This is a genomic window from Microbacterium sp. NPDC078814 (assembly GCF_040702645.1).
In the GTDB taxonomy this organism is placed as follows: domain Bacteria; phylum Actinomycetota; class Actinomycetes; order Actinomycetales; family Microbacteriaceae; genus Microbacterium.
In genome coordinates this window covers 116891-142320 of sequence record NZ_JBFBLT010000001.1, presented here as the reverse complement: position 1 = coordinate 142320, position 25430 = coordinate 116891, and the positions used below count along the sequence as shown (strand labels likewise).

Sequence of the window (25430 nt, the reverse complement as noted above, 5' to 3'; positions counted from 1 at the left end):
GCCGCCCGATTCTCCGTTTCCCGAGAACCAGACCGGAGCACCTCATGCCGATCGTCACTTTGACGAACGTCTCCAAGACCTATACCTCCCGCAGCCAGGGCGATCGTGAGATCGTCGCCGTCGACGACCTCACCCTCTCCATCGACAAGGGCGATGTCTTCGGCATCATCGGATACTCCGGTGCGGGGAAGTCGACGCTCGTGCGTCTCATCAACGCGCTCGAGCCGGCCACCCGCGGCACCATCACGGTGGACGGCGTCGACATCACGGCGCTCAAGGAGAGCGAGCTGCGCGCCGTGCGCGGCGGCATCGGGATGATCTTCCAGCAGTTCAACCTGTTCTCCTCGCGCAGCGTCAAGGCCAACATCGCGTACCCGCTCAAGCTCGCCGGCTGGTCGAAGCCGGACATCGAGGCGCGCGTCGCCGAGCTGCTGTCGTTCGTGGGGCTCGCCGACAAGGCGAAGGCATACCCGGAGCAGCTCTCCGGTGGACAGAAGCAGCGCGTCGGGATCGCCCGCGCGCTCGCCACCAAGCCCGCCATCCTCCTCGCGGATGAAGCGACGAGCGCGCTCGATCCGCAGACCACGCACGAGGTCCTCGACCTGCTCAAGCGCGTCAACGAGGAGCAGGGCGTCACGATCGTCGTCATCACCCACGAGATGGATGTGATCCAGACCATCGCCACCCGCGTCGCCGTCATGGAGAACGGGCGGGTCATCGAGCAGGGCGACGTCTTCGATGTCTTCTCCGCCCCGCGGAATCCGGCGTCTCAGCGGTTCGTCGGCACGGTGGTGAAGGGGGTGCCCTCGCCGTCGGAACTCGCGGTGCTGCGGGACCGGCATACCGGACGCCTGGTGACCCTGTCGTTCCGCGACGGCGACTCGTCGCAGGCCCAGGTGTTCCTCGACCTCGCCTCGGCGGGTCTCGACTTCGAGCTCGTCTACGGCGGGATCAACGACATCCGGGGTCGTGCGTTCGGCCACCTCACGCTCGCCATCCGGGGTGACCGCGCGGCGATCGACAGGGCCCTGGCGCGTATCGCGGAGCGTGTCGAAGTCACCGTCATCGCCGGAGAGGAGGGTCGCTGATGGATCGTCTGAACGAACTGTGGCCGGAGTTCTGGCAGGCCGCGCTCGAGACCCTGTACATGACGTCGTTCGCGCTCGTGCTCGGAGGGATCCTCGGGCTGGCGGTGGGCGTCCTGCTGTACGTGACGCGCCCCGGCGGACTGATGCCGAACCGCGTCGTCTCCGGGCTCATCAACTTCGTGGTGAACTTCTTCCGACCGATCCCGTTCGTCATCTTCATGGCGGTGGCGCAGCCGTTCGCGCGCCTGGTCGTCGGCAGCGGCATCGGCACCACCGCCGGAGCCTTCATCATCGGTCTCGCGGCGGCGTTCGCGATCGGCCGCATCGTCGAGCAGCATCTCGTCTCCGTGTCGCCGGGCGTGATCGAGGCGGCGCGGGCGATGGGCGCCGGGCCGTGGCGGATCCTCTTCACCGTCGCGATCCCCGAGTCGCTCGGCCCCCTCATCCTCGGTTACACCTTCATCGTCGTCGCGCTCATCGACATGACCGCGATGGCCGGGCTCATCGGCGGCGGCGGGCTCGGGGCCTTCGCGCAGATCTACGGTTTCCGGCAGTTCGAGCCGCTCGTGATGTGGGCGGCGATCATCCTCATCGTGGTGTTCGTCCACCTCGTGCAGCTTCTCGGCACCCGGCTCGCGCGGAAGGTCATGCGCCGCTGAGGCCGATCAGCGTGCCGGGGCCTCCTGCAGGCTCCGGCACGTGGTGAACGTGCGCTCCTGCCCGCTCAGCGGATCGGTGAACCGGAGCTCGCGTGCGAGGAGCTGGAGCGGGCGGCTGAAGTCGTCCGGACGCTCCGGCTCCAGCACGGGGTAGAAGCCGTCGTGGAGGATGCCGAGGCCGAGCGCGGCGAGGTGCACGCGGAGCTGGTGCATCTTCCCGCTGTGCGGACGGAGAAGCGTGTGCACGACGCGATCGTCGGCGGCGATGACCTCGATGAGCGTCTCGGAGTTCGGCTCGCCGTCCTCATCCACCTGCACGCACACCCGGCCGCGGAGCTTCTCGATCCGGTTGCGGTAGACGAGGGGGAACCGCGACGGATCCCAGTCCGCCGGGCGCGCGGAGACCGCTTCGTACACCTTCTCCACACGACGGTCCTCGAACAGCAGCTGGTAGGCGCCGCGGGTGGCAGGGCGGGCGGAGAACATCAGCAGCCCCGCCGTGGCCCGGTCGAGGCGGTGGATGGGCGTGAGATCCGGGTTGCCGAGGCGATTGCGCAGCCGGACGAGGGTGGAGTTCTGCAGGTACTTGCCGCCCGGCGTGGTGGGGAGGAAGTGCGGCTTGTCCACCACCACCAGATGCTCGTCCTGGTGCAGGATCTCCTCGGTGAACGGGATCTCCTTCTCGACCGGAGGCTCCCGGTAGTACCAGACGAACTCCTCGGCGCCGAGAGGCGTGTCCCGGGAGAGCGGCCGGCCATCGCGCGCGACGATCTCCCCGCGGTCGAAGCGCACGAGCAGCCGCTCCGGATCGAGGTGGAAGAACCGCTCGACCATGTAGGCGGCGATGGTCGGCCACGCACCCGTCATCGGCACGTGCAGCCGGGTCGCGCCGACCCCGTCGCGCACGGGAAGCGGGGAGGGCATGCCCATGTCTCGGCCTTCGGAGCGGGGGTCGCGGGGCTGCGACCGGGTGCTCCCAGCCTAGGCGACCGCTCGGGCAGGGTCCGTGGGCCGCGGCCACTCCTGCCTCGGTTGCACGATCCCGTTGCGCCTGCACGACCGTTCCGGGGTTCTCGTCCCACGTCTCAACCCTGGTCGTGCATTCGGAGCGAGGGGGCCGGACAGGAGGCCCCGGAACCGGCGGGGTGTCAGCGGGTTTCGGCGGCGAGCCAGTCGTCGAAGGTCGTCGCCGCCGTGCGCGCGTCGTCGCCGGGAAGCAGCACCTCACCCGCGAACTCGACGCCGAGTGCGGCACCCTCCCACGCGGCGCGCAGCGGAAGGTCGCGACCCCACGCCGCGAGAGTGCGGCGCGTCATGTCGACGGCGTCCTCCGTGCGGGGTCCGGCGATGTCGAACGAGCCGCCGAGCGCCGGCGACTCCGCCGCGTCGACGAGGGTGACGGCCACGTCCGCGGGCGCGATGGGCTGCAGGAGCAGCGGGGGCACGATGCCCTCGCCGTCCTCGATGCTCCACTCGGCGATCATCGCGGGGAAGTCGTGGAACTGCGTCGCCCGCACGATGGTGAACGGAACGGGGCCACGAGTGACCTCTCGCTCCTGGGCGCGTTTGCCTGCGTAGTGGGGGTTCCCGCGCACGCGATCGAGCGCCGCGATCGAGAGGGCCACGTGGTGGTCAACCCCGGCTTCGTCCTCGGCGGCGAGCAGCGTGCGGCTGAGCGTGGTGAACACCCGCTCGGCCTCGGCCACATCGGATACCGGGGGATTCGTCGCGTCGACGACCGCGTCCACTCCGCGCAGCAGCGTCGCGAGACCTTCGCCCGCGGTCAGGTCGACCCCCTCGCTGCGGCTGAGCGACAGCGGATCGTGGCCCCGACGCCGGGCCTCCTCGACGACCAGTCGCCCGATCCGGCCCGTTCCTCCTGCGACCGCGATGCGCATGCCCACTCCTTCAATCATGGATATTGTGTGTCCACAATAGGGCGCCCGGATACGATGGGCAAGTGAAACTCCCGGAGACCTCGGAATGGGTGCTGCACACCGTGGCCGTGATCGCTCAGCTCCCCGCGGGGTCGACGGTGTCCGGGGCACAGCTCGCCGAGCACTTCGGCGTGCCGGGGCCGTACCTCTCGAAGCAGCTCGCGAAGCTCGTCCGCGCCGGCATCCTCACCGGGAGCACGGGGCCCCGCGGCGGCTTCCGCCTGGCTAGGGAGCCCGAGAGCATCACCATCCTCGACCTCGTCACCGCGGTGGACGGCGCCGCCGACCCCTACATCTGCCGCGAGCTCCGTCAGCAGGGGAGAGGCGCCGCCCGTCCGGAGGACTGCACCGCGCCGTGCGGACTCGCCGTCGTCATGCGCCGTGCCCACGAGGCCTGGAGGGCTTCTCTCGAGGCGGTGTCGATCGCGGAGGTCGTCGGCACGCTCCCCGACACCGTCCCGGCCAAGAACCGGCGCCTCCTCCTCGGACCCTGACCTGCCCGTTCCCACGATCCGTGCCCGGTCGGTCCTGTGACGCCTGCACGACCCGGGTCCGGATGCACGACCAGGTGACTACTTCTCCCGGGCAGCCGTGCACGGATCGTGCGGGCGGAACAGGCCGGAAGGGTCGGACCGAACCACACCGGGTCCGGGTCAGGTGTCGAAGCTGAGACTCAGCTTCCGCAGCAGGGCGGCCAGTCGGTCCCGGTCGGCGCGGGAGAGCGCGCGCAGGAGGTCGGCCTCGGCGTCGACGAGGCGGGTGATCGCGGCGTCCACCCGGACCCGGCCGTCGTCGGTCAGGGTCACGAGCACGCTGCGGCCGTCCGCCGGGTCGGCTTCACGGCGCACGAAGCGACGGCCGACGAGACGGTCGATGCGGTTGGTCATGGTGCCGCTCGACACGAGGGTCTGCTGCAGGAGCTGCTTGGGGGAGAGCTGGAACGGCGACCCGGCGCGGCGCAGCGCCGACAGCACGTCCCACTCCCACGGTTCGAGGTCGCTTCGGCGGAACACCTCGCGGCGCGCGCGGTCGAGGTGTCGGGAGAGGCGGTCCATGCGGGACAGCACCTCGAGGGGGGAGAAGTCGAGGTCGGGGCGCTGCGTGTTCCACGCGCCGACGATCCGATCGACCTCATCCGCCTCGCTCATCCGTTCATTATCGCGTGCGGCGGCGTCGTGGCCGCGGAGGACGCGGGGAGGAGCATCGTGAGGAACGCGCTGTGCGGGTCGGGGAGGTAGGAGCCGAACGGGGCGCCCTCGCGGAACCCGGCGGCGGCGTACATCGCGCGCGCGGGGGCGAAGAAGGGGTCGCGGCCGGTCTCGAGTGAGAGCCGCCGGACGCCCCGCGCGCCGGCGTCGTCGAGGAGATGACCGAGCATCGTCCGCCCGAACCCGCGTCCGCGGAAGGCGGGATCGGTGCGCATCGACTTCAGCTCCTCATGTCCGTCCTCCACGACCGCGAGGGCACCCGTCGCAGCGATCCGTCCGTCGACCCGTCCCGTGAAAAACCGGACGCGCGGAGTCAGCAGCTGGTCGAGCGGGAGCGCATGCTGGCTCTCGGGTGGAGCGGTGCCGTCCATCTCCGCGTGGTGGGCGGCGACGAAGGCCGCGATCTCGGGGGTGGCGACGGTGACACGGTCGATCACGAGGCTCATCGTCCCAGCATCGCAGAGCGGTGTTTCGGGCGGATGACGGGCCGGTGCGACGCGGGTCGCACACACAGGAACGGACACCGGGACGTGGCAGACTTATCGGGCGGCGCCCCGGGGCGCCGCGGTCCGCCGTGGTGTAATGGCAGCACGACAGCCTTTGGAGCTGTGAGGTCTAGGTTCGAGTCCTGGCGGCGGAGCATGACTGGGAACAACCTCGCCATCGTCGTCCTCGCCGCGGGCCAAGGCACGCGCATGAAGTCGCGCCTGCCGAAGGTGCTGCACCGGATCAGCGGGCGGCCTCTGGTCGGACACGTGCTGACGACGGCCACCCGTCTGCAGCCGGCGCACATCGAGGTGGTCGTGCGCCATGAGCGCGATCAGGTCGTGGCGGCGCTGCGCGAGGACTACCCGGACGCGGTCTTCGTCGACCAGGACGACGTGCCGGGCACGGGCCGCGCCGTCCAGGTCGCGGTCGACGCGCTGCCCGCGGACTTCGACGGCGATGTGCTCGTGCTCTCCGGCGACTGCCCGCTGGCCGATGCCGAGACGCTCTCCACGTTCCTCGACGAGCACCGCGCCTCCGGAGCCCCGGCCACCCTCATGACCGCCCTCGTCGACGACCCCACCGGCTACGGACGGGTCATCCGCGACGCCGACGGCACGGTCGACCGGATCGTCGAGCAGAAGGACGCCACGGCGGAGGAGGCGGCGGTCAGCGAGATCAACGCCGGCATGTACGTGTTCCGCGCCGCCACGCTGCGCAACTACCTGCCGCGGATCGGCGTGGACAACGCCCAGGGCGAGATGTACCTGACCGACGTGCCCGGCCTCGTGCGTCGGGACGGCGACCGGGTCGCGGCGTCGATCGTGTCGGACGTCGAGGTCACGTTCGGGGTCAACGACCGCGCCCAGCTCGCCGAGGTCGGCCGTCGTCTGAACGCCCGCATCGTCCGTCGCTGGCAGCTCGAGGGCGTCACGATCGTCGACCCGGCGACCACCTGGATCGACGACGACGCCACGCTCGCCCCCGACGTCACGATCCTGCCGAACACGCAGATCCTGCGCGCGACGACGATCGCCGCGGGGGCGACGATCGGTCCGGACACCACTCTCGTCGACTGCGAGGTCGGGGAGGACGCGGTCGTCCGCCGGACCGACGCGACCCTGGCCGTGATCGGCGCCGAGGCGACCGTCGGCCCGTTCTCCTACCTCCGCGCCGGCACCGTGCTCGGCCCGAAGGGCAAGATCGGCGCTTACGTCGAGACGAAGAACGCGGAGATCGGCGAGGGCAGCAAGGTCCCGCACCTGTCGTACGTTGGTGATGCGACGATCGGCCGCGGCGTGAACCTCGGGGCGAGCACCATCACCGCCAACTACGACGACGTCAACAAGCACCGCACGGAGATCGGCGACGAGGTGCACACCGGCTCGCACACGGTGCTGGTCGCGCCCGTTAGGCTTGGTCCTGGTGCGAAGACCGGCGCCGGCGCCGTCGTCCGTAAGGACGTCCCGGCCGGTGCCCTGGCCATGAGCGTGGCCCCCCAGCGCAACATCGAGGGGTGGGTCGAGAAGAACAGAGCAGGGACGGGCGCGGCGGATGCCGCGGCCCGGGAGAATTCGGCGGAATAGGCGGAGCATGGCCCGGAAGAAGAAGACGGTCGACCTGGATCGCGACAACGGCGTGGCCCCCGGCCTCGTCGCCAAGACGAAGAAGCGTCTGGTCATCGCGGGTGGTCGATCGCATCCCGAGCTGACGGCGGCCGTCGCCGCGTCGCTCGGCACCGAGATCGCTCCGGTCGAGCACCGTACCTTCGCCTCCGGCGAGATCTACGCCCGCTTCGAGGTCTCGATCCGCGGCTGCGACCTCTTCCTCGTGCAGACCTTCGGCGAGCCGGTCAACGAGTGGCTCATGGAGACGCTCATCATGATCGACGCTGCCAAGCGTGCCTCGGCGAAGCGCATCACCGTCGTCGCGCCGTACTATCCGTACTCGCGTCAGGACAAGAAGGGCCGCGGCCGCGAGCCCATCAGCGCCCGCCTCGTCGCCGATCTGCTGAAGACGGCGGGCGCCGACCGCGTCATGAGCGTCGACCTGCACGCCGCCCAGATCCAGGGCTTCTTCGACGGCCCCGTCGACCATCTGTTCGCCAAGCCGGTGCTCCTCGACCACTTCGAGCGCACGCTCACCCCGGAAGACCGCGATATCCTCACGGTGGTCTCTCCGGACATGGGCCGCGTGCGTGTGGCCGACACCTGGTCGGACAGCCTCGGCGCGCCGCTCGCGATCATCCACAAGCGCCGCGACCCGAAGGTCGCCAACCAGGTCTCCGTGCACGAGATCGTCGGCACCGTCGAGGGGCGCACCTGCCTCCTCGTCGACGACATGATCGACACCGGCGGCACGATCGTCAAGGCCGCGCAGGCGCTGAAGGCGAACGGCGCGCACCGCGTGATCGTCGCGGCGACCCACGCGATCTTCAGCGACCCGGCCTCTGAGCGGCTCCAGGACGCGGCGATCGACGAGGTCGTCGTCACGGACACCATCCCGCTCTCCGCGTCGCGTCGTTGGGAGAACCTCACGGTGCTGCCGATCGCGCCGCTGCTCGCGCGGGCGATCCATGAGGTCTTCGAAGACGGCTCCGTCACGAGCATGTTCGGCGGGGACGCGTAACTCATCGGGACGGCACAGCCCGCGCATAGCCCTGGTGCTTACGGTCGAGTCATCGACGGAAGAGTCGACCGACGACGACCACGGAGGACCCCATGATCCGCACGACCGTTCCGACCTCTGTCCGCACGGGCTCCGCCCTTCTCGGGATCGCGGGGCTGTTCGTCCTCGCCGGATGCTCGTCGACCGGCGACGCCGCAGACACCTCGACCGGCACCGACGAGACCGCGGGGTCGAGCACCTCGTCCTCCTCGAGCGGGGGTGACGCCTCCGGCACCTACACCGACGGCACGTACACCGCCGACGGCTCGTACCAGACTCCGGAGACGGTGGAGGAGATCACCGTCACGCTCACCCTCGCCGACGGCGTCGTGACGGAGGTCGAGGTGACCGGCGACCCGAAGGCTCCGGAGACCGAGCGGTACCAGGGCGAGTTCATCGACGGGATCGCCGACGAGGTCGTAGGGAAGCCGATCGACGAGCTGAACGTCAGCCGGGTCGCTGGATCCTCGCTCACGAGCGGCGGCTTCAACGATGCCGTGGCCTCCATCAAGGAGCAGGCCGCCGCCTAGGCGCGAGGCGTCCTCATGGGGGAGTGGCGATTCGAGGCGATCGGCACCGGGTGGGAGATCGAGACCGGTGCCGCGCTCACGGATGACGTCCGCGCGGCCGTGACCGCCGAGATCGAGCGCTTCGATCGCCTCTGGTCCCGCTTCCGAGACGACTCCGACGTGGTGCGTCTCGGCCGGTCGGGCGGTCGCCTGTCCTCGCCGGACGCGGGGCCGATGCTTGACGCCTATCGCGATCTCGACGCGGCCACGGCCGGTGCGGTGAATCCGCTGGTCGCCGACAGCCTTGTCGCCCTCGGCTACGACGCCACCTACTCGCTGCAGGCCGGCGATCCCCGCCCGGCTCCCGCGTCCTGGACCTCGCGGCTCACGTGGTCCGCCGGGGCGATCGACGCCCCTGCGCCCGCCCTGCTCGATGTCGGCGCCCTCGGCAAGGGGCGTCTCGTCGACCGGGTGATGGCGGTGCTGGCCGACGTCCCCGGGGACGTGGTCGTGGATGCCGGCGGAGACATCCGGGTGCGCGGCGCCGGCGTGCGCGTCGCTCTCGAGCACCCGTTCGATGCGCGGAAGGCGATCGGCGTCGTCGAGGTCACCGACGGCGCGCTGTGCGCCTCGGCCGTCAATCGACGGGCCTGGGGCGAGGGCCTCCACCACGTGCTCGATGCGCGGACAGGACAGCCCGTCCGCACCTGGGCCGCGACGTGGGCACTCGCCCCGGAGGCGATGAGGGCGGATGCCGCGGCCACCGCGCTGTTCTTCGACGGCGGCCCGGAGCTGGCCGCCCGCTGGGGCGTCGAATGGGTGCGCATGACCACCGACGGCCGTGTGCAGCGCTCGCCCGGCTGCCAGGCCGAGCTCTTCACCGCAGCTCCTGCGCGAGCCGCCGGAACCGTGGGAGACAGGACACCATGACCACCGCCTTCGCCGCCGCCCGCCAGCGCGTCCTCGCCGTGCTCGGCTCACTGTCGATGTACCGTCTCGTGCTGTTCGCGCTGACGGCCCTCGCGCTCATCGCGCTCGTGCTCTCCCTGCTCGGGGTGATCGTCTCTCCGACGCCGGTGGAGCTGGTGGCGTCCTTCCTCGTGCTCGCGGTCGTGATCTCGGCCGTGGACGCGGTCGCGCAGCGCCTGCTCCGCCTGCCCTGGCGCGTGGAGTCCTCACTCGTCACGGCCCTCATCCTGCTGTTCGTGCTGCGCCCCGGCATCGAGCCGTCGGCACTGCTCGGCCTCGCGATCGCCGGTGCCGTGGCCAGCGTGTCCAAGTACCTCATCGCCTGGCGAGGACGCCACATCTTCAACCCGGCGGCGTTCGGTGCCGCGGTCGTGTCGATCCTGGGGGCGTTCGGGGCGTTCAGCTGGCTCGGCACCTCGTCCTCCTGGTGGGTCGGCACGCCGGTGCTCGTGATCCCCGTCGTCCTCCTCGGGCTCGCCGTGCTCTGGCGTACGGAGAAGGTCGGGGTCGTCCTGCTCTTCCTCGTCGTCGCCGTCGCCACCTCGATCGTGCGGCAGGCGGTGCAGGCCGTGCAGTTCGACGTGGCCTTCGACGTCGTGACGGCGCTGTCGTTCGCGGTGCTCCAGTCGCCGTTCCTCTTCCTCGGCGCTTTCATGCTGTCGGAGCCCTTGACGCTCCCGCCGCGTCGTCGGCAGCAGCTCGTCGTCGCCGTCGTGGTGGGCGTGCTCGCGGGGTGGCCGATCTCGGTGGCCGGTCTGTTCACGCTCGGGCAGGAGCGCGCTCTGCTCATCGGGAACCTCGTGGCCTTCGCGTTCGCGCTCCGCGGGTCCGTGCGTCTCGTCCTCCAGAGCCGCACCTCCGTGACGCCGACCGCCCAGGAGCTCACCTTCCGGGCGAAGGGCCGCGTGCGGTTCCTCCCCGGGCAGTACCTCGAGCTCGACGTGCCGCACCGACGGCCGGACGCGCGGGGGACGCGCCGCGAGTTCAGCATCGTGTCCGCTCCGGCCGACCTTCCGACCCTTCGCATCGCGTACAAGAACGGCGACCAGCAGCACCCGTCGAGCTACAAGCGGGCTCTCGCGGCGGCCGAGCCCGGTGCGACGTTCGCCGTGACCGGAACCTGGGGCGACTTCATCCTCCCGCGCGGCGAGCAGCCGGTGCTCATGGTCGCGGCCGGCATCGGTGTAACCCCGTTCGTGTCGCAGCTCCGGCAGCTCCAAGCGACGGGGGAGCGGCGCGACATCGTCCTCGTCTACGTGGCGTCCTCGGCGGAAGAGCTCGCCTTCCGTGACGAGCTCGCCGCGACGGGTGTGCGAGCGGTCGTGTTCACCCGCGACGAGCCGGACGACCTCCCCGCGCACTGGACCTGGGCGCAGGGGGCCCGCCTGGACGCGGAGACGCTGGAGCACGCGGTGGGGGACCTCTCGGCGCGGCACGCCTTCATCTCCGGGCCGCCGCGGCTCATCGCCGACCTCGCGCCCGCGCTGCAGAAGGCCCGTTCCCTCACCACGGACGCCTTCGCCGGCTACTGACCCGGATCGTCCTCCGTCCGTCGGCCCGGGGACGCTGCGACCTGCACGACCCCGCGACACCCGCACGACGGAATCCCCGGTCTCGTCGTGCATCCGCCCCCGGATCGTGCCGATGGGATGGGTGCACGGCCGGGGGACGGGTGCACGACCGGGGGGGCACCTGCACGACGGGGGGACGGGTGCACGACGGTGTGAACGGATCAGTCGTGCGGGCGGGTTCCGGTCGTGCAGCTGAGCGGGGTAGAAGGAACCCCCGGGTCAGGCGTCGGGGGTCTCGCCGGGAGGAGTCATCGGGATCCAGACCGTGAAGGTCGTGTCGCCGGGCTCGCTGTCGACCGAGATGCGGCCGTGGTGGCCCTCCACGATGGCCTTGACGATCGCGAGACCGAGCCCGGTCCCTCCGGTCTGCCGGGCGCGGGAGCTGTCCCCGCGGGCGAACCGGGCGAAGAGCTCGTCGCGGAGGGCGGGATCGATCCCCGGGCCGTCGTCGTGCACGCGCAGCACGGCCTCATCGCCCTCCCGCGCCACGCTCAACGTCACCGTGGTCCCCGCGGGGGTGTGCGTCCGGGCATTGGCCAGCAGGTTGGCGACGACCTGATGCAGCCGCCCGGCATCCCCGACGACGGTGACCGGCTCATCCGGCACCTCGATGTTCCAGTGATGATCGGCCGCGGTCGGCCGCGCGTCGGAGAGGCCCTCGAGGGCGAGCTGGGCGAGGTCGACCGTGCCGTACACGAGCTCACGGCCTTCGTCGAGACGGGCCAGCAGCAGCAGGTCCTCCACGAGCCGCGTCATGCGCAGCGACTGCGCCTGGATGCGCTCCAGGGAGGAGGTGGTGCCCTCGATGACCGCGTCTTCCTTCGTCGCCTCCGGTGCCTGACGCAGCGCCCGCAACGAGAGCTCCGAGTAGCCACGGATGGAAGCCAGGGGCGTACGCAGCTCATGGCTCGCGTCGGCGACGAACCGGCGCATCTGCTCCTCGTTCTTCTGCCGCGCCGAGAGGGACGTGTCCACGTGGTCGAGGAGCTTGTTCAGCGCGGCGCCGACGAGCCCGGTCTCCGTCCGCGGATCGGCCTCGCTCGCCGGCACGCGCTCGGTGATGCTGACCTCGCCGCGATCGAGCTGCTGATTGGCGACCCTCGTCGCTGTCGCCGCAACCGCCCGCAGCGGCCGCAGCCCGACACGGATCGTGACCGCCGTCGTCAGGGCGAGGAGGATCAGGCCGCCCGCCGTCGCGAGCAGGATCACGGTGAGGAGCTGGGTGAGCTGATTCTGGATTCCGTCGCGCGGGAGTCCGGTGACGACGACGACGCCGTTGCTCGCGGTCGTCGCGAAGATCCGATACGAGCCGAGCCCGTCGAAGGAGACAGTCGCAGGGGTGCCGAGTGCGACCGTTCCGTACAGCCTCTGCAACTGCTCGGGCGTGAGCGTCTGGGACGAACTGGTGAGGTCGCCGCGGTTGTCGTCGAAGACGAGACCCGTCGGGCCCACCACCGGGCTGGCCACGGAGAACAGCAGGCCGGGCACCTTGACGTCGCGGCCGTACAGGATGTTCTCCGCTGTCGCCTCCGAGGGGTTGGAGCGCGACACCCACTGGTCCCGGATGGTGACCGCGTAGCCTTTCACCTCGTCGTCGAGCTGGCGCTCCAGCGTGCTGCCGAGGGTGGCGCTGGTGATGACGGCGACGATGACGAGGATCAGCGACACGAACCCGATCACCGCGGTCATCAGCCGCGTCTGCAGGCTCATGGGCCGTCGCGTCACCGTCGCTCCGCTCACTGCGGGGCCTTGATCATGTAGCCGACGCCGCGCACGGTGTGCAGGAGGGGCGTGCGCCCGGCGTCGATCTTCTTCCGGAGGTAGGAGATGTAGAGCTCCACGACCGACGACTTGCCGCCGAAGTCGTAGCTCCAGACGCGGTCCAGGATCTGCGCCTTGGACAGCACCCGGCGCTCGTTGCGCATGAGGTAGCGCAGCAGTTCGAACTCGGTCGCGGTCAGCTCGATCTCCACGCCGTCCCGGACGACCTCGTGGCTGTCCTCGTTGAGCGTGAGATCGGCGACGCGGAGGATCGACTGCCCGTCGTCGGCGCTGGCGTGTCCGGTGCGCCGGATGATCGCGCGGAGCCGGGCGATCACCTCCTCCAGGCTGAAGGGCTTGGTCACGTAGTCGTCGCCCCCGGCGGTGAGCCCGGCGACGCGGTCGCCCACGGCATCCTTCGCCGTCAGGAACAGGACGGGGACGAGATTGCCCGCTTCGCGGAGACGCTTGAGCACGGCCATCCCGTCGAGGTCGGGCATCATGATGTCGAGCACGAGGGCGTCCGGCTCGAACTCCTTCGCGACCTGGATCGCTTCGAGACCGGAGGAGGCGGTGCGCACCTCCCAGCCCTCCATGCGCAGGGCCATCGCGAGCAGATCGGTGAGCATCTGCTCGTCGTCCACGGCGAGGATGCGCAGAGGGGAGCCGTCGGGGCGGCGCAGTTCGGGCAGGTCGCTGGTCATGCCTCTATTCTGCGGAACTTCCTATGTGATTTCTATGGAGCGGGCTATGGGTTCTCTGGGAGATGTCCGCCTCATAGAACCCTCATCATCCGTCCCTCGAATCCGCATAACGGCCGTCCCTAGCGTCGGTTCCGCGCCGCGATCGTCGCGGCGGGAGGAGAGACATGTACGGACGATATCTGCGGCGCGAACTCGCGGGCCGCAAGAAGCAGACGGCGATCGTGGCCATCGGTCTGGCGGTCGCGATCGGACTCGTGATCGTGGTGAACGCCCTGACGACCGGTGTGCGCGACGCCCAGGCGCAGTCGCTCGCGGCGGTGTACGGGGTCGGGACGGATCTCACCGTCACGGGTGCCGCCGGGGAACCGGGCGACGGGACGGGGCCGCGGTTCGAGTTCGACGAGGACGCGGGGGAGAGCGACGGCGAGACCACGACCCTGGAGCAGTCGACCCTGCGCACGGACTTCGGCCGGACGACGCTCGATGCGGCGGTGCTGGACACGGTGGCCGGTACCGACGGCGTCGCCGCCGCGACCGGTGCGCTGAGCCTGACGAACTCGACCTTCTCCGGTGAGCTGCCGAGCGGCGGCTTCGGCGGGCAGGACGGTGCGGAGGGCGGCGAGGCGCCCGCGGAGGGCCAGGCTCCTCCGCAGGGTGGCGGCGGGGGTGGAGGCGGTGCTTTCGGCATCGACTCGTTCACCGTCCTGGGCATCGACCCGTCCGCGTCGGAGGTCGGCCCGCTGGCCTCCGCCGCGATCGGCGAGGGGCGTGGGCTGGACACCGATGACAGCGGAGCGCTCGTCGCGCTGGTGGACAGCACGTACGCCGCGAGCGAGGACATCGCCGTCGGCGACACCCTGGACGTCGCGGGCTCCGACGTCGAGGTCGTCGGCTTCCTCACGTCGGCGTCGGATGCCGCAGACACCCCGGCGGATGTCTACCTCCCGCTCGACACCGCGCAGGAGCTGGCCGGGGTGGAGGACGTGATCTCCACGGTGTACGTGCAGGCGGATTCGGCGGCGTCCATCGACGAGGTGCAGACGGACCTGGCGGAGGAGCTTCCCGACGCCACAGTCTCCTCGCAGTCCGAGCTCGCCGCGACCGTGTCCGGCTCGCTCTCGAACGCGACGGCGCTCGTCACGAACCTCGGCACCTGGCTGTCGATCATCGTCCTCGCCGTCGCCGTGCTGCTCTCGGTGCTCCTCACCCTCTCCGGCGTCGGCCGCCGCACCCGCGAGTTCGGCACCCTGAAGGCGATGGGGTGGTCGAACGGCCGCGTCGTGCGTCAGGTCGCCGGGGAGTCGATGGTGCAGGGACTCCTCGGAGGAGCGGCAGGTCTCGTGCTCGGCCTCGCCGGGATCCTGATCATCACCGTCGCGCAGCCGACCGTGGCCGCCGGCTCCGCGGCCGTCGGCGGAGGCCCGGAGGGAGGAGGCGGCTTCGGTGGCCCCGGCGGCATGGCCCCGGGCGCGGAGACCGCCACCGACATCGTGCTGCAGGCACCGCTGACCCCCTGGGTGCTCGTCGCCGCCGTGGGCCTCGCGGTGCTGGGCGGGCTCGTCGCCGGCGCCTTCGGAGGCTGGCGGGCGGCGCGACTGAGCCCCGCCGAGGCCCTGCGGTCCGTCGTATGAGCGGCGTCGCGAACCACACAGGAGAGAAGGAGACCGAGATGACCACGATGACGGATTCCGAGGCCCGCGTTCCGGCCCCGTCGGCGGCGACCCCGCTGTACCGGGCGACGGGCGTCACCCGCACCTATACGCGGAGGGGACGGACGGTGACGGCACTCACCGGCGTCGATCTGGAGATCATGCCCGGCGCCTTCGTCACGATCCAGGGGCCGACCGGAGGGGGCAAGTCGACGCTGCTGCAGCTGCTGGGGGCGCTCGACACCCCGACCTCCGGGACGCTGCAGCTGGACGGCCGTGAACTGTCGTCGGCCTCGTCGTCGGAGCTGGGGCGGATCCGCGCGCAGGAGATCGGCTTCGTCTTCCAGGGGTTCAACCTGATCCCGACGCTGACGGCGGCGGAGAACGTCGACATGGCCCTGGAGCCGCTCGGCATCGACCCGGCGGAACGACGCACCCGGGTCGCCGCCGCTCTCGCCCACGTCGGCCTGGCGGACCGCGGAGACCATCGTCCGGCGGAGCTGTCCGGCGGACAGCAGCAGCGTGTCGCGATCGCGCGGGCGATCGTCAAGCGCCCCCGGGTGCTGCTCGCGGACGAGCCGACGGGCAACCTCGACGAGAGGATGCGCGACGAGATCCTCGACCTGCTGGAGCGACTCTGCGCGGAGGGCATCACGATGGTCGTCGTCACGCACGACTCCGCGGTGGCGCGGCGGGCGACGAAACGGCTGCGTCTGACGCAGGGGACGGTGAGGGACATCACCCGATAGCGGGCGGCGCGGGGGAGGGGCGGACGGTGGGCCGCCCCTCTTCCGCGATGTCCGACCCCGGGTCTACCGTGTGCTCATGGTCGACCACGTCGAATCCGCACAGCCCACCGTCCACCGTCCCTCCACCGTCTCCGAGGTCGCCGCGCTCGTCCGCGCCGCCGCGCAGGAGGCGGTCCCCCTGACCGTCGTCTCCGGCGGCCACGGGCCCTGGTCCCACGCCTCCGTTCCCGGTCTGCGGCTCGAACTCGGGGAGCTCTCCTCGATCGAGGTCGACGGCACCGCCGTGCGCATCGGTGGCGGTGCGGTCTGGGGCGATGTCGCGACAGCCCTCGCCGGCCACGGCCTCGCCCTGAGCTCCGGCGACACGGCCAGCGTCGGTGTCGGTGGTCTCACGCTCGGCGGCGGCATCGGCTGGATGGTGCGCGCCTGGGGCCTCGCCGTCGATCAGCTCGTCGGCGCCCAGGTCGTCACCGCGAGCGGAGACGTGGTGGAGGTGTCGGCCACGCAGCATCCCGACCTGTTCTGGGCGCTGCGCGGCGGTGGCGGCAACTTCGGCATCGTCACCCGTTTCGACTTCGACGCGCATCGCCTGCCGGGGATCGCGCTGGCCGAGTCCGTCGTCGACGGCGACGCGACCGCCGTGCTCCGGGCCGCGCGCGAACTCCTCCGCGACGCCCCGCGCGAGCTCACCGTCACGTACATGGACGTGCCGCCCATGGACCCGAGTGCGCCGGCCGGTGCCCGGCTGACCGCCGTATGGGCGGGGCCCGACCCGGAAGCGCTGCGCGTGGAACTCGCGCCGATCACCGCGCTCGACGGTGTCACGACGGAGATCACCGAACCCGCCTACCGGGACATCCTGATGGAGATGCCGCAGCCCGAGGGCGGCGAGGCCCCCGCCCCTCCCGGGTTCCTCGGCGGGAACGGTCTCGTCGCCGACCTCGACGACGAGACGATCGATCGGCTGGTGGCCTATCGGCGGGAGTACCCCGCCTCGGTCGTCTTCCTCCGGTCCCTCGGCGGGGCGTTCGGCGACGTGCCACAGGAGGAGACGGCCTTCCCGGCGCGCAGCGCCACGTGGTTCGTCATGGCCGGTGCCTTCGACGTCCCCGGGATGCTCGACGAGCAGCAGCGTGAGAAGGCCGCCGCCGACGCGCAGCGGATCGTCGGGCGCCGCCTCGCCGAGTACAGCAACTTCGTCGACCGCGAGCGCCCGGACGCGGTGTCCGGGATGTACGACGGCGACGGCTACGCGCGTCTGCGGGCGGTGAAGGCGCAGTGGGACCCGCAGAACGTGTTCCGCCGCAACCACAACATCCTCGTCTGACGCACGAAGGGCCGGGCACCCTGCGGTGCCCGGCCCTTCGTAGACCCGAGGTCAGTGCGTGTCTTCGGCCTCGATCTCAGAGCGATCGCCGGACCACAGCGTGTGGAAGGTGCCCTCCTTGTCGATGCGCTTGTAGGTGTGCGCACCGAAGAAGTCGCGCTGACCCTGCACCAGAGCAGCCGGAAGGCGGTCGGCGCGGATGCCGTCGTAGTACGACAGCGACGACGAGAAGGCGGGAGCCGGGATGCCGGACTGCGCCGCCGTGACCACCACGCGGCGCCATGCCGCCTGGCCGCGGGTGAGCGCCTCGGCGAAGTACGGAGCCGTCATCAGCACCGGCAGGTCGGGGGTCTCGGCGTACGCGTCCGCGATCCGGTTCAGGAACTGTGCACGGATGATGCAGCCGCCGCGCCAGATCTTGGAGATCGCACCGAGATCGATGTTCCAGCCGTACTCGGCGGCACCGGCGCGGATCTCATCGAAGCCCTGCGAGTAGGCGACGATCTTGGAGGCGTAGAGCGCCAGGCGGACGTCCTCGACGAAGGCGTCGATCTCGTCGGCCGGGACCGTGAACTCCTCGTCCGGGCCGGGAAGCGCCGCGGCGACCGCGCGCTGCTCGGGGTGCGAGGAGAGGGAGCGGGCGAACGTCGCCTCGGCGATACCCGAGACCGGCACGCCCAGGGAGAGCGCGGTCTGCACGGTCCAGGCGCCGGTGCCCTTCGCGCCGGCCTGGTCCAGGATGACGTCGACCAGCGGCTTGCCGGTGGACGCGTCGACCTGCCGCAGCACCTCGGCGGTGATCTCGATGAGGTACGACTCCAGCTCGCCGCGGTTCCACTCGGCGAAGATCTCGGCGATCTCCGCGGGCGTCTTGCCGGTGCCGCGCCGGATGAGGTCGTACGCCTCGGCGATGAGCTGCATGTCGGCGTACTCGATGCCGTTGTGCACCATCTTGACGAAGTGGCCGGCGCCGTCGTGGCCGACGTGCGTCACGCAGGGCTCGCCCTCGGCGACCGCGGCGATGGACTTCAGGATGGGCCCGAGCGTGACCCAGGACTCGTCGGAGCCGCCCGGCATGATCGAGGGGCCGGTGAGGGCCCCCTCCTCGCCGCCGGAGATGCCGGCGCCGACGAAGTTGATGCCGGTCTCGCGGACGGCCTTCTCGCGGCGGATGGTGTCCGGGAAGTAGGCGTTGCCGCCGTCGACGATGATGTCGCCCGGCTCGAAGACCTCGACGAGAGAGTCGATCACGGCGTCGGTCGGAGCTCCGGCCTTGACCATGATGATGGCGGTACGCGGCTTCTGCAGCGAATCGGCGAACTCCTGGTAGGTCTTCGCCGGGATGAAGCCCGCCTCGGGATGCTCGTCGAGGAGGGTCTGCGTCTTCTCGTAGCTGCGGTTGAAGATCGCCACGGTGTTGCCCTCGCGGCTCGCGAGGTTGCGGGCGAGGTTCGACCCCATGACGGCGAGTCCGACGACTCCGATGTTCGCTGATGCTTCGGGCACGGAAGGCTCCTCGATCGTGAAGAAGGGTTGAGTTCAGCGTATCGCTGTAGGGCGGATCGAGGCGCACCCGTGACGCGACCCGGTCATCGTCCGCGGTGCCGGGCGGCCGGGACGCTCGGGACCTCTACGCTGAGGAGAGCACAGGAGCTGGAGGGAGTCGGTCGTGACGGAGTCCGAGAAGAAGGTCCGCGCCGTCGTCGCGGTGCCGTTGGCGGAGGAGCTGTGCGGGCTCATCGAAGAGCTCGAGCCGCGTCTCGAGGTCGTCCACGATGCGGCGCTCGTGCCTCCTATGCGCGGCCCTGCCGACTGGTCGGGAGACCCGGAGTTCAGCCGGACCCCGGAACAGCAGCGCGCGTTCGACGATCTCGTCGACTCTGCGGACGTGCTCTTCGGCATCCCCGATGTCGACCCGCAGGCGCTGGCGCGGACGGTATCCGCCAATCCGGGACTGCGCTGGGTCATGACCACGGCGGCCGGGGGCGGCAGTACTGTCAAGGCGGCGGGACTCGACCGCGCCGACCTCGACCGCATCGTCTTCACCACCAGCGCGGGCGTCCACGGCGGAACGCTGGCCGAGTTCGCCCTCTTCGCGGTGCTCGCCGGGGCGAAGGGCCTCCCGCGGCTGCTCGACGACCAGCGGAAGCGCACCTGGCCCGACCGCTGGGAGATGCGTCAGGTCGACGAGATGACCGTGCTCGTCGTCGGACTCGGCGGGATCGGCGCGGAGTGCGCCCGCCGTTTCCACGCGCTCGGCGCCCGGGTGTGGGGAACCAGCCGCTCCGGCCGCGCGGTCGAGGGCGTCGACCGTCTCATCGCGCCCGACGAGCTCGTGGACGCGGTGGGCGAGGTCGACGCGATCGTCGTCACGCTGCCGGGCACGGAGCAGACCAGGCACCTCATCGGAGAGGAGGTCCTCCGGGCCGTGAAGCCCGGGGCCATCCTCACCAACGTCGGGCGCGGCAGCGTCGTCGACGAGACGGCGCTTCTCGCCGCGCTCGATGACGGCCGCGTCGGCTTCGCCGGGCTGGACGTCTTCGAGCAGGAGCCGCTGCCCGCCGACTCGCCGCTCTGGACACACCCCCGCGTCCTCGTCAGCCCGCACACGGCGGCTCTGAGCTCGAAGGAGGAGGAGCGCATCGCACGGAGGTTCGCCGAGAACGCCACCCGGCTGCTCGACGGCCGGGAGCTGCGTGCAGTGGTCGACACGGTCGAGTTCTACTGAGCCGGGAGGCGACGGGCATGAGCGTGCGCATCGTCGTGATGGGGCCCAGCGGCTCCGGGAAGTCGACGGTGGGCGCGGCGCTGGCCGAGGAGCTCGGGGCGCGCTTCGTGGACGGGGACGACCTGCATCCGCTCACCAACGTCGAGAAGATGGCGGCGGGCATCCCTCTCGACGACGACGACCGGATGCCGTGGCTCCGCGTGGTCGGACGGACGCTCGCCGCCGAGACGCGCATCGTCGTCGCCTGTTCGGCGCTGCGCCGGCACTACCGGGATGCCATCAGGGCGGAGGCACCGGACGCCGTCTTCGTCGAGCTCGGCGTGGCACGGGAGACGCTCGCACGACGGCTGGGCGATCGGCCCGATCACTTCATGCCGGCCTCGCTGCTCGGTTCCCAGCTCGACGAGTGGGAACCGCTGCGGGACGACGAGGTCGGGCTCCGCGTCGATGCCGCGCTTCCGCTGAGGCGCGAGGTGGCGGCGATCCGGAAGGCGCTCATCGCGATCACGAGAGCGCCGGGGGACGCTCAGTCCTTGCGGTAGCCCGAGCGGCCGAGGGAGAACAGGGCGGCGCCGGTCGCGACGGCGGCGCACAGCGACATGGCGCCGATCACCCAGAGGAGGACGTGAGAGAGGAACGCGGCGTCGAGCATGGAGGTACTCCGAATTTCTGCAGAGGGGACCGGTGTCCTCAGCCTATCGGGTCATCCGGTACCATGGAGTCGTACCTCGGCGAGGGACGCTTCTGCGCGTGCGCGGACGTCCGTGATCGACGCGGCGAAGCAAGCCCGGTGGCTTTCCTCACGCGTCCGCGTTCGAGTCCACAATTCCAAGACCACCGCGCGGCGCCTTCGCTGCGTGCCCGAAGGAGAACCTCATGTCTGAAGACACCACGGTCCACGCCGAGCTGCGCAGCAGCTTCGGCAAGGGCTTCGCCCGTCGTCTGCGCGCCGCCGGCAAGATCCCCGCGGTCATCTACGGCCACGGCACCGAGCCCGTGCACGTCGCGCTGCCGGGTCACCAGGTCTCCCTGATCATCCGCCGCGCCAACGCGCTGCTCGACCTCGACATCGAGGGCACCTCGCAGCTCGCCCTCGTCAAGGACGTGCAGAAGGACCCGGTGCACCAGATCATCGAGCACATCGACCTCCTGGTCGTGAAGAAGGGCGAGAAGGTCGCCATCGACGTCCCCGTCGTCGTGACCGGCGAGCCGGCTCCCGGCACCATCGTCAACCTCGACGCCACGACCATCCAGGTCGAGGCCGAGGCCACGCACATCCCCGAGAACATCGAGGTCTCGGTCGAGGGTCTCGAGGAGGGCGCGCACATCACCGCCGCCGACGTCACCCTCCCGAAGGGCTCGACGCTCCTCACCGACGCCGAGGTCCTCGTGGTCGCCATCTCCGTCCCGGCCGCTCCGGTCGAGGACGAGGAGACCGAGGGCGAGTCCGCCGAGGGTGCCGCCGAGGCGTCCGAGGAGGCCGCCGCGGAGTGATCTCCGCCTGCTTCATCACGGAGGGGACGCGATCGGATCGCGTCCCCTCCGTCGTATCCTGACCGGGGCGACGGCTCCGGCGAGAGAGGACGAGGAATGGCAGCGACCTGGCTCGTGGTCGGTCTCGGCAACCCCGGACCCCGCTATGAGGCGACCCGCCACAACATCGGCCAGATGGTCGTCGACGAGCTCGCAGCCCGCCGCGGCGAGAGCTTCCGGGAGCACAAGGGGGGCGCGCGGGTCGTGGAGACCTGGCTCCGCCCCGGCGCCGACAAGCTCGTGCTCGCGAAGCCGAACACGTTCATGAACGTCTCGGGCACGCCCGTCGCGGCGCTCGCCCGGTTCTACTCCGTCCCCCTCGATCACGTGGTCGTCGTGCACGACGAGCTGGACATCCCGTTCGACACGGTCAAGCTCAAGACCGGGGGAGGCCACGGCGGGCACAACGGCGTCCGCGACATCGCGCGAGCGCTCACGAGCCCGGACTTCCCCCGGGTGCGCGTGGGCATCGGTCGCCCGGTGGGGCGTCAGGACCCGGCCGACTGGGTGCTCTCCCCGTTCGGCAAGGACGAGCGCGCGAACCTGCCCCTGCTCGTGGGCGACGCGGCCGACGCCGTCGAGCTCCTCGTCGACGAAGGACTGCTCGCCGCACAGCAGAAGCACCACGCCCCCCGCTGAGGTTCCGGCGCGCGCGGCGCGTCAGGTGGTGAAGGTGGCGTACCCCGCCGCCCCGCCGACGGCGAAAGCGGTGAAGACGGCGACGAAGAAGATGATCGCGCCGAGGACGGCGACGATGAGCGCGGCGATGCCCGCTCCGCGCCCCCGCTTCCGGCGGATCGCGATGATGCCGAGCACGATCGCGGCGATGCCGAACACCGTGCCGGCCCAGAAGGACAGCTCCGTCCACAGCACCTGGTCCCGCGCGGGGGACAGGAACCCGAGATCGCTCGTGGAGCCGCTGACGCCCTGCGGGATGCGGCGGCCGACCTCGAAGGCGCTGACGCCGCCGATGATCGGCATGACGACGGCCGCGAGGATCGAGAGGCCGAGAGCGAGCAGGCCGAGGAACCCCGAGGGCTTCGGCGCGGCATCCGGTGCGGTGTACGAGCCGGACGGTGCCGCGTAGCCACCTACAGGCACCTGATACGCCCCGGGAGGCGCGGCAGGGGGTGCCGGCGGATACGCGGGCGGGTACGGTGCCGGAGCGGCCGGCGGTGTCGACGGATACGCGGGCGGCGGGACCGCACCGGATGCCGGCTCCTGCGGGACCGAGGTCGCCGGGGGTAGGGGCGGCACGGCGCCGGGCGGAGGGGGCAGCTGCGGGTCGGTCACGATGCCATCCTAGGGTCGGCCGCGGCTCACACCCGGCGCAGCAGTCCGACGCGGTCGTACACGTCGGACAGCGTGCGATCGGCCACGGCGTCGGCGCGGGCGGCGTTCTCGGCGAGGATCCGGTCCAGCTCCGCCGGGTCGTCGAGGAGCTCGAGGGCACGGCTGCGCACCGGAGCGAACTCCTCCACGACGACCTCGGCGAGGCCCTTCTTGAAGTCGCCGTATCCGCGGCCCGCGTACTCGTCCTCGATCGCGGGGATCTGGCGTCCGGTCAGCGCGGCGTAGATGGTGAGCAGGTTCGAGACGCCCGGCTTGGCCTCGCGATCGAACCGCACGGTGCCCTCGTTGTCGGTCACCGCGCGCATGATCTTCTTCGCCGACTTCGCCGGGTCGTCGAGCATCCACAGCACACCGGCGTCGCTCTCTGCCGACTTCGACATCTTCGCCGTCGGGTTCTGCAGGTCGTAGATGCGCGCCGTCTCCTTCTGGATGACCGGGACCGGCACCGTGAAGGTCTCGCCGAACCGCGAGTTGAAGCGCTCCGCGAGGTCGCGGGTGAGCTCGACGTGCTGCTTCTGGTCGTCGCCGACCGGCACGACGTCGGTCTGGTAGAGCAGGATGTCCGCGGCCATGAGCACCGGATAGGTGAAGAGGCCGACGCTGGTCGCATCGGCGCCGTAGCGGGCCGACTTGTCCTTGAACTGGGTCATCCGTCCGGCCTCGCCGAAGCCGGTGATCGTGCTGAGGATCCAGGCGAGCTCGGCGTGCGCACGGACGTGCGACTGCACGTACAGCGTCGACTGCGACGGCTCGATGCCCGCGGCGATGTACTGCGCGGCGGTCCGGCGGGTCTTCTCGCGCAGCTCGGCCGGGTTCTGGGCGACCGTGAGGGCGTGCAGGTCGACGACGGAGAAGAACGCGTCATACGAGGTCTGGAGCTCCCGCCACTGCAGGAGCGCGCCGATGTAGTTGCCGATCTGGAGGGAGTCGGCGGAGGGCTGCATTCCGGAGTAGAGGCGAGGCTTGTTCACCCGTCAATCCTATGCGCCCGCGCCGCGGTGCCCGGCGCCGTCGCATCCCCTACGCTGACGTCATGACGGACGGCATGCCCCTGAGACGCGGACAGGTGTTCCTCGACGCCCTGGGCGCGGAGGCGGAGCGCCTCCACCCGGAGATCCTCGCGCAGTACCGTGCTCCCGTCTCGGCGGGGCACGCGGAGGGCGTGTTCGCGGTCGCGGGGAGCCGGTTCGGCCGCTGGGCGGCCCTCGCCCGTCCGATCGTGGGACCGGGTCTGCTGGTGCCGACGTCGGGGCGGGACGTGCCGTTCGTGCTGCGCACGACGACCGGGCGCGCGGCGACGGGCCGCGCGACGCTCGACTCCACCCGCGAGTTCCTCTTCCCCGGTCGGACGGCACGGATCGTGGACCGGCTGACGGTGAGCGTGCGGCCGGGGCTGGTGCGGAATCTCCTCGGCGCCCGTGGCCGCGTGGAGCTCATCGAGGAGTGCAGTGTGACGGCGGAGGGCTTCCTGCGGATGCGTACCGTCCGGGTCGCCTTGCGGCTGTTCGGGCGGCGGTTCGCTCTGCCCGGACCGCTCGGCGTGCGCGTGGACCTCGTCGACGGCTGGGACGCCGAGCACCGCCGGCGCACGATCGACATGCGCGCCGTGAACCCCATGCTCGGCACCGTGCTGGAGTACCGCGGATGGTACCGGGAGTCGGATCCGTCGCCCTCCGAGCGGCCGGAACCGGGTCAGTAGGTGTAGTCGACGACGACCGGCGCGTGGTCGCTCCAGCGCTGGTCGTACGCGGCCGCACGGGCCACGTGGTACGCCTGGACGCGCTCGGCGAGAGCAGGCGTGGCCAGGTGGTAGTCGATGCGCCATCCCGAGTCGTTGTCGAAGGCCTTCCCGCGCATGGACCACCAGGTGTACGGCCCGTCCACCTCGCCGTGGAAGCGACGTCCGACGTCGACCCAGCCCAGGCCCGTGCCGACCGAGCCGTCGACGCCGGTGACCGACGTCCCCGCCTCACCGAGGAAGCGATCGAAGTAGGCGCGCTCGCGCGGCAGGAAGCCGGCCTTGGTGCGGTTGCCGCGCCAGTTCTTGATGTCGAGCTCGCGGTGCCCCACGTTGAGGTCGCCGGTGACGAGGGCGAGGGCGCCGTCGGTGTTCAGGCTCGCCAGTCGAGCCTCGAACGCGTCGAGGAACTTCCACTTCTCGTCCTGCTTGGGGGTGTCGGCCTCGCCGGAGTGCACGTAGGCGCTGACGACGGTGAGCGGACGGTCGCCGATCAGGAAGTCGGCCTCGATCCAGCGTCCCTTGGAGTCGAAGTCCTCCGGGCCGAAGTCCGCCCGGGAGGCAAGCGCGGGGAGGCGGCTGGCGATCGCGACGCCCGCGCGCCCCTTGGCCGTGGCCTCGTCGTGCACGAAGCTCCAGCCGGGGAGGGCGGCCTCGACGTGCTCGTCCTGCCCGCGCACCTCCTGAAGGGTGAGGATGTCGATGTCCGCGGCGTCCAGCCACGTGCTCATCCCGTTGCGGGCGGCCGCCCGGATCCCGTTGACATTGACCGAGGCGATACGCAGGTGAGGCAT

Annotated in this window: 27 protein-coding genes and 1 tRNA gene; 17 read left to right on the top strand and 11 right to left on the bottom strand. The window is 70.9% G+C overall.

Annotated elements, in window-relative coordinates:
- Nucleotides 1–44 precede the first annotated feature (44 nt).
- Entirely contained in the window at nucleotides 45–1088 is a 1044-nt protein-coding gene (locus tag AB0300_RS00745) for a methionine ABC transporter ATP-binding protein (protein WP_366215283.1), read from the top strand.
- Nucleotides 1088–1747 (top strand): methionine ABC transporter permease, encoded by a 660-nt coding sequence (locus AB0300_RS00740; RefSeq protein WP_025105629.1) that lies wholly within the window; start codon nucleotides 1088–1090, stop codon nucleotides 1745–1747. Before AB0300_RS00745 ends, AB0300_RS00740 begins: the two co-directional genes overlap by 1 nt.
- Before the next feature lie 6 nt (nucleotides 1748–1753).
- Here AB0300_RS00740 and AB0300_RS00735 read toward each other — a convergent pair whose 3' ends face one another.
- Complete coding sequence (locus AB0300_RS00735) at nucleotides 1754–2677, bottom strand: pseudouridine synthase (RefSeq protein ID WP_366215282.1); 924 nt, start codon at nucleotides 2675–2677, stop codon at nucleotides 1754–1756.
- A 218-nt stretch (nucleotides 2678–2895) separates the two neighbouring features.
- Complete coding sequence (locus AB0300_RS00730) at nucleotides 2896–3645, bottom strand: NAD(P)H-binding protein (RefSeq protein ID WP_366215281.1); 750 nt, start codon at nucleotides 3643–3645, stop codon at nucleotides 2896–2898.
- A gap of 62 nt (nucleotides 3646–3707) precedes the next feature.
- Here AB0300_RS00730 and AB0300_RS00725 point away from each other — a divergent pair, with 62 nt between their 5' ends.
- On the top strand, nucleotides 3708–4178 hold the full coding sequence (locus tag AB0300_RS00725; RefSeq protein WP_085606068.1) for an Rrf2 family transcriptional regulator: 471 nt from the start codon (nucleotides 3708–3710) through the stop codon (nucleotides 4176–4178).
- A gap of 159 nt (nucleotides 4179–4337) precedes the next feature.
- Here the strand turns inward: AB0300_RS00725 and AB0300_RS00720 are convergent, their stop codons facing one another.
- Both AB0300_RS00720 and AB0300_RS00715 read right to left on the bottom strand, forming a co-directional pair.
- Nucleotides 4338–4832: a MarR family transcriptional regulator gene (locus AB0300_RS00720; protein ID WP_025105633.1), complete on the bottom strand. Its 495-nt coding sequence runs from the start codon at nucleotides 4830–4832 to the stop codon at nucleotides 4338–4340.
- Nucleotides 4829–5338, bottom strand: a complete 510-nt coding sequence (locus tag AB0300_RS00715) for a GNAT family N-acetyltransferase (protein ID WP_366215280.1) — start codon at nucleotides 5336–5338, stop codon at nucleotides 4829–4831. The genes AB0300_RS00720 and AB0300_RS00715 overlap by 4 nt, the downstream gene beginning before the upstream one ends.
- A 122-nt stretch (nucleotides 5339–5460) precedes the next feature.
- Here AB0300_RS00715 and AB0300_RS00710 point away from each other — a divergent pair.
- From AB0300_RS00710 to AB0300_RS00685, 6 genes are all read left to right on the top strand, one after another.
- Nucleotides 5461–5532, top strand: a tRNA-Gln gene (locus tag AB0300_RS00710).
- A gap of 1 nt (nucleotide 5533) precedes the next feature.
- A complete protein-coding gene (glmU, locus tag AB0300_RS00705) occupies nucleotides 5534–6964 on the top strand; it encodes a bifunctional UDP-N-acetylglucosamine diphosphorylase/glucosamine-1-phosphate N-acetyltransferase GlmU (protein ID WP_366215279.1) in 1431 nt (476 codons plus the stop codon).
- Nucleotides 6965–6971: 7 nt separating this feature from the next.
- On the top strand, nucleotides 6972–8006 hold the full coding sequence (locus AB0300_RS00700; RefSeq protein WP_366215278.1) for a ribose-phosphate diphosphokinase: 1035 nt from the start codon (nucleotides 6972–6974) through the stop codon (nucleotides 8004–8006).
- 92 nt (nucleotides 8007–8098) lie between these two features.
- Complete coding sequence (locus AB0300_RS00695; RefSeq protein WP_062636521.1) at nucleotides 8099–8575, top strand: FMN-binding protein; 477 nt, start codon at nucleotides 8099–8101, stop codon at nucleotides 8573–8575.
- A gap of 15 nt (nucleotides 8576–8590) precedes the next feature.
- Entirely contained in the window at nucleotides 8591–9484 is an 894-nt protein-coding gene (locus AB0300_RS00690; protein ID WP_126893595.1) for an FAD:protein FMN transferase, read from the top strand.
- Nucleotides 9481–11055 carry a flavodoxin reductase gene (locus AB0300_RS00685; RefSeq protein WP_366215277.1) on the top strand — a complete coding sequence of 525 codons (1575 nt, stop codon included), beginning with the start codon at nucleotides 9481–9483 and terminating at the stop codon, nucleotides 11053–11055. The genes AB0300_RS00690 and AB0300_RS00685 overlap by 4 nt, the downstream gene beginning before the upstream one ends.
- Before the next feature lie 258 nt (nucleotides 11056–11313).
- On the opposite strand, the gene AB0300_RS00680 is transcribed toward AB0300_RS00685, so the two are convergent.
- Both AB0300_RS00680 and AB0300_RS00675 read right to left on the bottom strand, forming a co-directional pair.
- On the bottom strand, nucleotides 11314–12804 hold the full coding sequence (locus tag AB0300_RS00680; RefSeq protein WP_366215276.1) for an ATP-binding protein: 1491 nt from the start codon (nucleotides 12802–12804) through the stop codon (nucleotides 11314–11316).
- A gap of 26 nt (nucleotides 12805–12830) precedes the next feature.
- Nucleotides 12831–13559, bottom strand: coding sequence for a response regulator transcription factor (locus AB0300_RS00675; RefSeq protein ID WP_025105641.1), 729 nt, complete (start codon nucleotides 13557–13559; stop codon nucleotides 12831–12833).
- Nucleotides 13560–13723: 164 nt separating this feature from the next.
- Here AB0300_RS00675 and AB0300_RS00670 point away from each other — a divergent pair, with 164 nt between their 5' ends.
- The 3 genes from AB0300_RS00670 (at nucleotide 13724) to AB0300_RS00660 (ending at nucleotide 17284) form a co-directional block, all read left to right on the top strand.
- Entirely contained in the window at nucleotides 13724–15190 is a 1467-nt protein-coding gene (locus AB0300_RS00670) for an ABC transporter permease (protein ID WP_366215275.1), read from the top strand.
- Between the two features lie 38 nt (nucleotides 15191–15228).
- Entirely contained in the window at nucleotides 15229–15957 is a 729-nt protein-coding gene (locus tag AB0300_RS00665; RefSeq protein WP_231729473.1) for an ABC transporter ATP-binding protein, read from the top strand.
- A gap of 76 nt (nucleotides 15958–16033) precedes the next feature.
- Nucleotides 16034–17284 carry an FAD-binding oxidoreductase gene (locus tag AB0300_RS00660; RefSeq protein WP_366215274.1) on the top strand — a complete coding sequence of 417 codons (1251 nt, stop codon included), beginning with the start codon at nucleotides 16034–16036 and terminating at the stop codon, nucleotides 17282–17284.
- Nucleotides 17285–17335: 51 nt separating this feature from the next.
- On the opposite strand, the gene gndA is transcribed toward AB0300_RS00660, so the two are convergent.
- Nucleotides 17336–18790, bottom strand: coding sequence for an NADP-dependent phosphogluconate dehydrogenase (gndA, locus tag AB0300_RS00655; RefSeq protein WP_366215273.1), 1455 nt, complete (start codon nucleotides 18788–18790; stop codon nucleotides 17336–17338).
- A 163-nt stretch (nucleotides 18791–18953) separates the two neighbouring features.
- On the opposite strand from gndA, the gene AB0300_RS00650 reads away from it, so the two are divergent.
- Together AB0300_RS00650 and AB0300_RS00645 are read left to right on the top strand one after the other, a co-directional pair.
- Nucleotides 18954–20012, top strand: a complete 1059-nt coding sequence (locus tag AB0300_RS00650; protein ID WP_126893600.1) for a D-2-hydroxyacid dehydrogenase — start codon at nucleotides 18954–18956, stop codon at nucleotides 20010–20012.
- Between the two features lie 17 nt (nucleotides 20013–20029).
- Complete coding sequence (locus tag AB0300_RS00645; RefSeq protein WP_025105647.1) at nucleotides 20030–20554, top strand: gluconokinase; 525 nt, start codon at nucleotides 20030–20032, stop codon at nucleotides 20552–20554.
- On the opposite strand, the gene AB0300_RS00640 is transcribed toward AB0300_RS00645, so the two are convergent.
- Nucleotides 20539–20664 (bottom strand): hypothetical protein, encoded by a 126-nt coding sequence (locus AB0300_RS00640; RefSeq protein WP_255218687.1) that lies wholly within the window; start codon nucleotides 20662–20664, stop codon nucleotides 20539–20541. The two genes, AB0300_RS00645 and AB0300_RS00640, sit on opposite strands and share 16 nt — an antisense overlap.
- A 224-nt stretch (nucleotides 20665–20888) precedes the next feature.
- Between AB0300_RS00640 and AB0300_RS00635 the strand changes: the two genes are divergently transcribed.
- Nucleotides 20889–21506: a 50S ribosomal protein L25/general stress protein Ctc gene (locus AB0300_RS00635; protein WP_025105648.1), complete on the top strand. Its 618-nt coding sequence runs from the start codon at nucleotides 20889–20891 to the stop codon at nucleotides 21504–21506.
- 96 nt (nucleotides 21507–21602) lie between these two features.
- Complete coding sequence (pth, locus tag AB0300_RS00630) at nucleotides 21603–22184, top strand: aminoacyl-tRNA hydrolase (protein ID WP_025105649.1); 582 nt, start codon at nucleotides 21603–21605, stop codon at nucleotides 22182–22184.
- A 21-nt stretch (nucleotides 22185–22205) separates the two neighbouring features.
- Here pth and AB0300_RS00625 read toward each other — a convergent pair whose 3' ends face one another.
- Entirely contained in the window at nucleotides 22206–22838 is a 633-nt protein-coding gene (locus AB0300_RS00625) for a hypothetical protein (protein ID WP_366215272.1), read from the bottom strand.
- Nucleotides 22839–22864: 26 nt separating this feature from the next.
- Complete coding sequence (gene trpS / locus AB0300_RS00620) at nucleotides 22865–23869, bottom strand: tryptophan--tRNA ligase (RefSeq protein ID WP_025105651.1); 1005 nt, start codon at nucleotides 23867–23869, stop codon at nucleotides 22865–22867.
- A 62-nt stretch (nucleotides 23870–23931) separates the two neighbouring features.
- Between trpS and AB0300_RS00615 the strand changes: the two genes are divergently transcribed.
- Nucleotides 23932–24597 (top strand): DUF4166 domain-containing protein, encoded by a 666-nt coding sequence (locus AB0300_RS00615; RefSeq protein WP_338566441.1) that lies wholly within the window; start codon nucleotides 23932–23934, stop codon nucleotides 24595–24597.
- On the opposite strand, the gene AB0300_RS00610 is transcribed toward AB0300_RS00615, so the two are convergent.
- A complete protein-coding gene (locus AB0300_RS00610) occupies nucleotides 24591–25430 on the bottom strand; it encodes an exodeoxyribonuclease III (RefSeq protein WP_126893603.1) in 840 nt (279 codons plus the stop codon). The genes AB0300_RS00615 and AB0300_RS00610 overlap by 7 nt on opposite strands.

Coding starts and splice junctions, on each gene's coding strand:
- AB0300_RS00640 (WP_255218687.1), bottom strand. CDS start 20,664: ATGCTCGACGCCGCGTTCCTCTCTCACGTCCTCCTCTGGGTGATCGGC.
- AB0300_RS00740 (WP_025105629.1), top strand. CDS start 1,088: ATGGATCGTCTGAACGAACTGTGGCCGGAGTTCTGGCAGGCCGCGCTC.
- AB0300_RS00715 (WP_366215280.1), bottom strand. CDS start 5,338: ATGAGCCTCGTGATCGACCGTGTCACCGTCGCCACCCCCGAGATCGCG.
- glmU (WP_366215279.1), top strand. CDS start 5,534: ATGACTGGGAACAACCTCGCCATCGTCGTCCTCGCCGCGGGCCAAGGC.
- AB0300_RS00665 (WP_231729473.1), top strand. CDS start 15,229: ATGACCACGATGACGGATTCCGAGGCCCGCGTTCCGGCCCCGTCGGCG.
- AB0300_RS00720 (WP_025105633.1), bottom strand. CDS start 4,832: ATGAGCGAGGCGGATGAGGTCGATCGGATCGTCGGCGCGTGGAACACG.
- AB0300_RS00675 (WP_025105641.1), bottom strand. CDS start 13,559: ATGACCAGCGACCTGCCCGAACTGCGCCGCCCCGACGGCTCCCCTCTG.
- pth (WP_025105649.1), top strand. CDS start 21,603: ATGGCAGCGACCTGGCTCGTGGTCGGTCTCGGCAACCCCGGACCCCGC.
- AB0300_RS00735 (WP_366215282.1), bottom strand. CDS start 2,677: ATGGGCATGCCCTCCCCGCTTCCCGTGCGCGACGGGGTCGGCGCGACC.
- AB0300_RS00700 (WP_366215278.1), top strand. CDS start 6,972: ATGGCCCGGAAGAAGAAGACGGTCGACCTGGATCGCGACAACGGCGTG.
- AB0300_RS00690 (WP_126893595.1), top strand. CDS start 8,591: ATGGGGGAGTGGCGATTCGAGGCGATCGGCACCGGGTGGGAGATCGAG.
- AB0300_RS00670 (WP_366215275.1), top strand. CDS start 13,724: ATGTACGGACGATATCTGCGGCGCGAACTCGCGGGCCGCAAGAAGCAG.
- AB0300_RS00730 (WP_366215281.1), bottom strand. CDS start 3,645: ATGCGCATCGCGGTCGCAGGAGGAACGGGCCGGATCGGGCGACTGGTC.
- AB0300_RS00685 (WP_366215277.1), top strand. CDS start 9,481: ATGACCACCGCCTTCGCCGCCGCCCGCCAGCGCGTCCTCGCCGTGCTC.
- AB0300_RS00635 (WP_025105648.1), top strand. CDS start 20,889: ATGTCTGAAGACACCACGGTCCACGCCGAGCTGCGCAGCAGCTTCGGC.
- AB0300_RS00745 (WP_366215283.1), top strand. CDS start 45: ATGCCGATCGTCACTTTGACGAACGTCTCCAAGACCTATACCTCCCGC.
- AB0300_RS00695 (WP_062636521.1), top strand. CDS start 8,099: ATGATCCGCACGACCGTTCCGACCTCTGTCCGCACGGGCTCCGCCCTT.
- AB0300_RS00680 (WP_366215276.1), bottom strand. CDS start 12,804: ATGAGCCTGCAGACGCGGCTGATGACCGCGGTGATCGGGTTCGTGTCG.
- AB0300_RS00645 (WP_025105647.1), top strand. CDS start 20,030: ATGAGCGTGCGCATCGTCGTGATGGGGCCCAGCGGCTCCGGGAAGTCG.
- AB0300_RS00615 (WP_338566441.1), top strand. CDS start 23,932: ATGACGGACGGCATGCCCCTGAGACGCGGACAGGTGTTCCTCGACGCC.
- AB0300_RS00610 (WP_126893603.1), bottom strand. CDS start 25,430: ATGCCTCACCTGCGTATCGCCTCGGTCAATGTCAACGGGATCCGGGCG.
- AB0300_RS00660 (WP_366215274.1), top strand. CDS start 16,034: ATGGTCGACCACGTCGAATCCGCACAGCCCACCGTCCACCGTCCCTCC.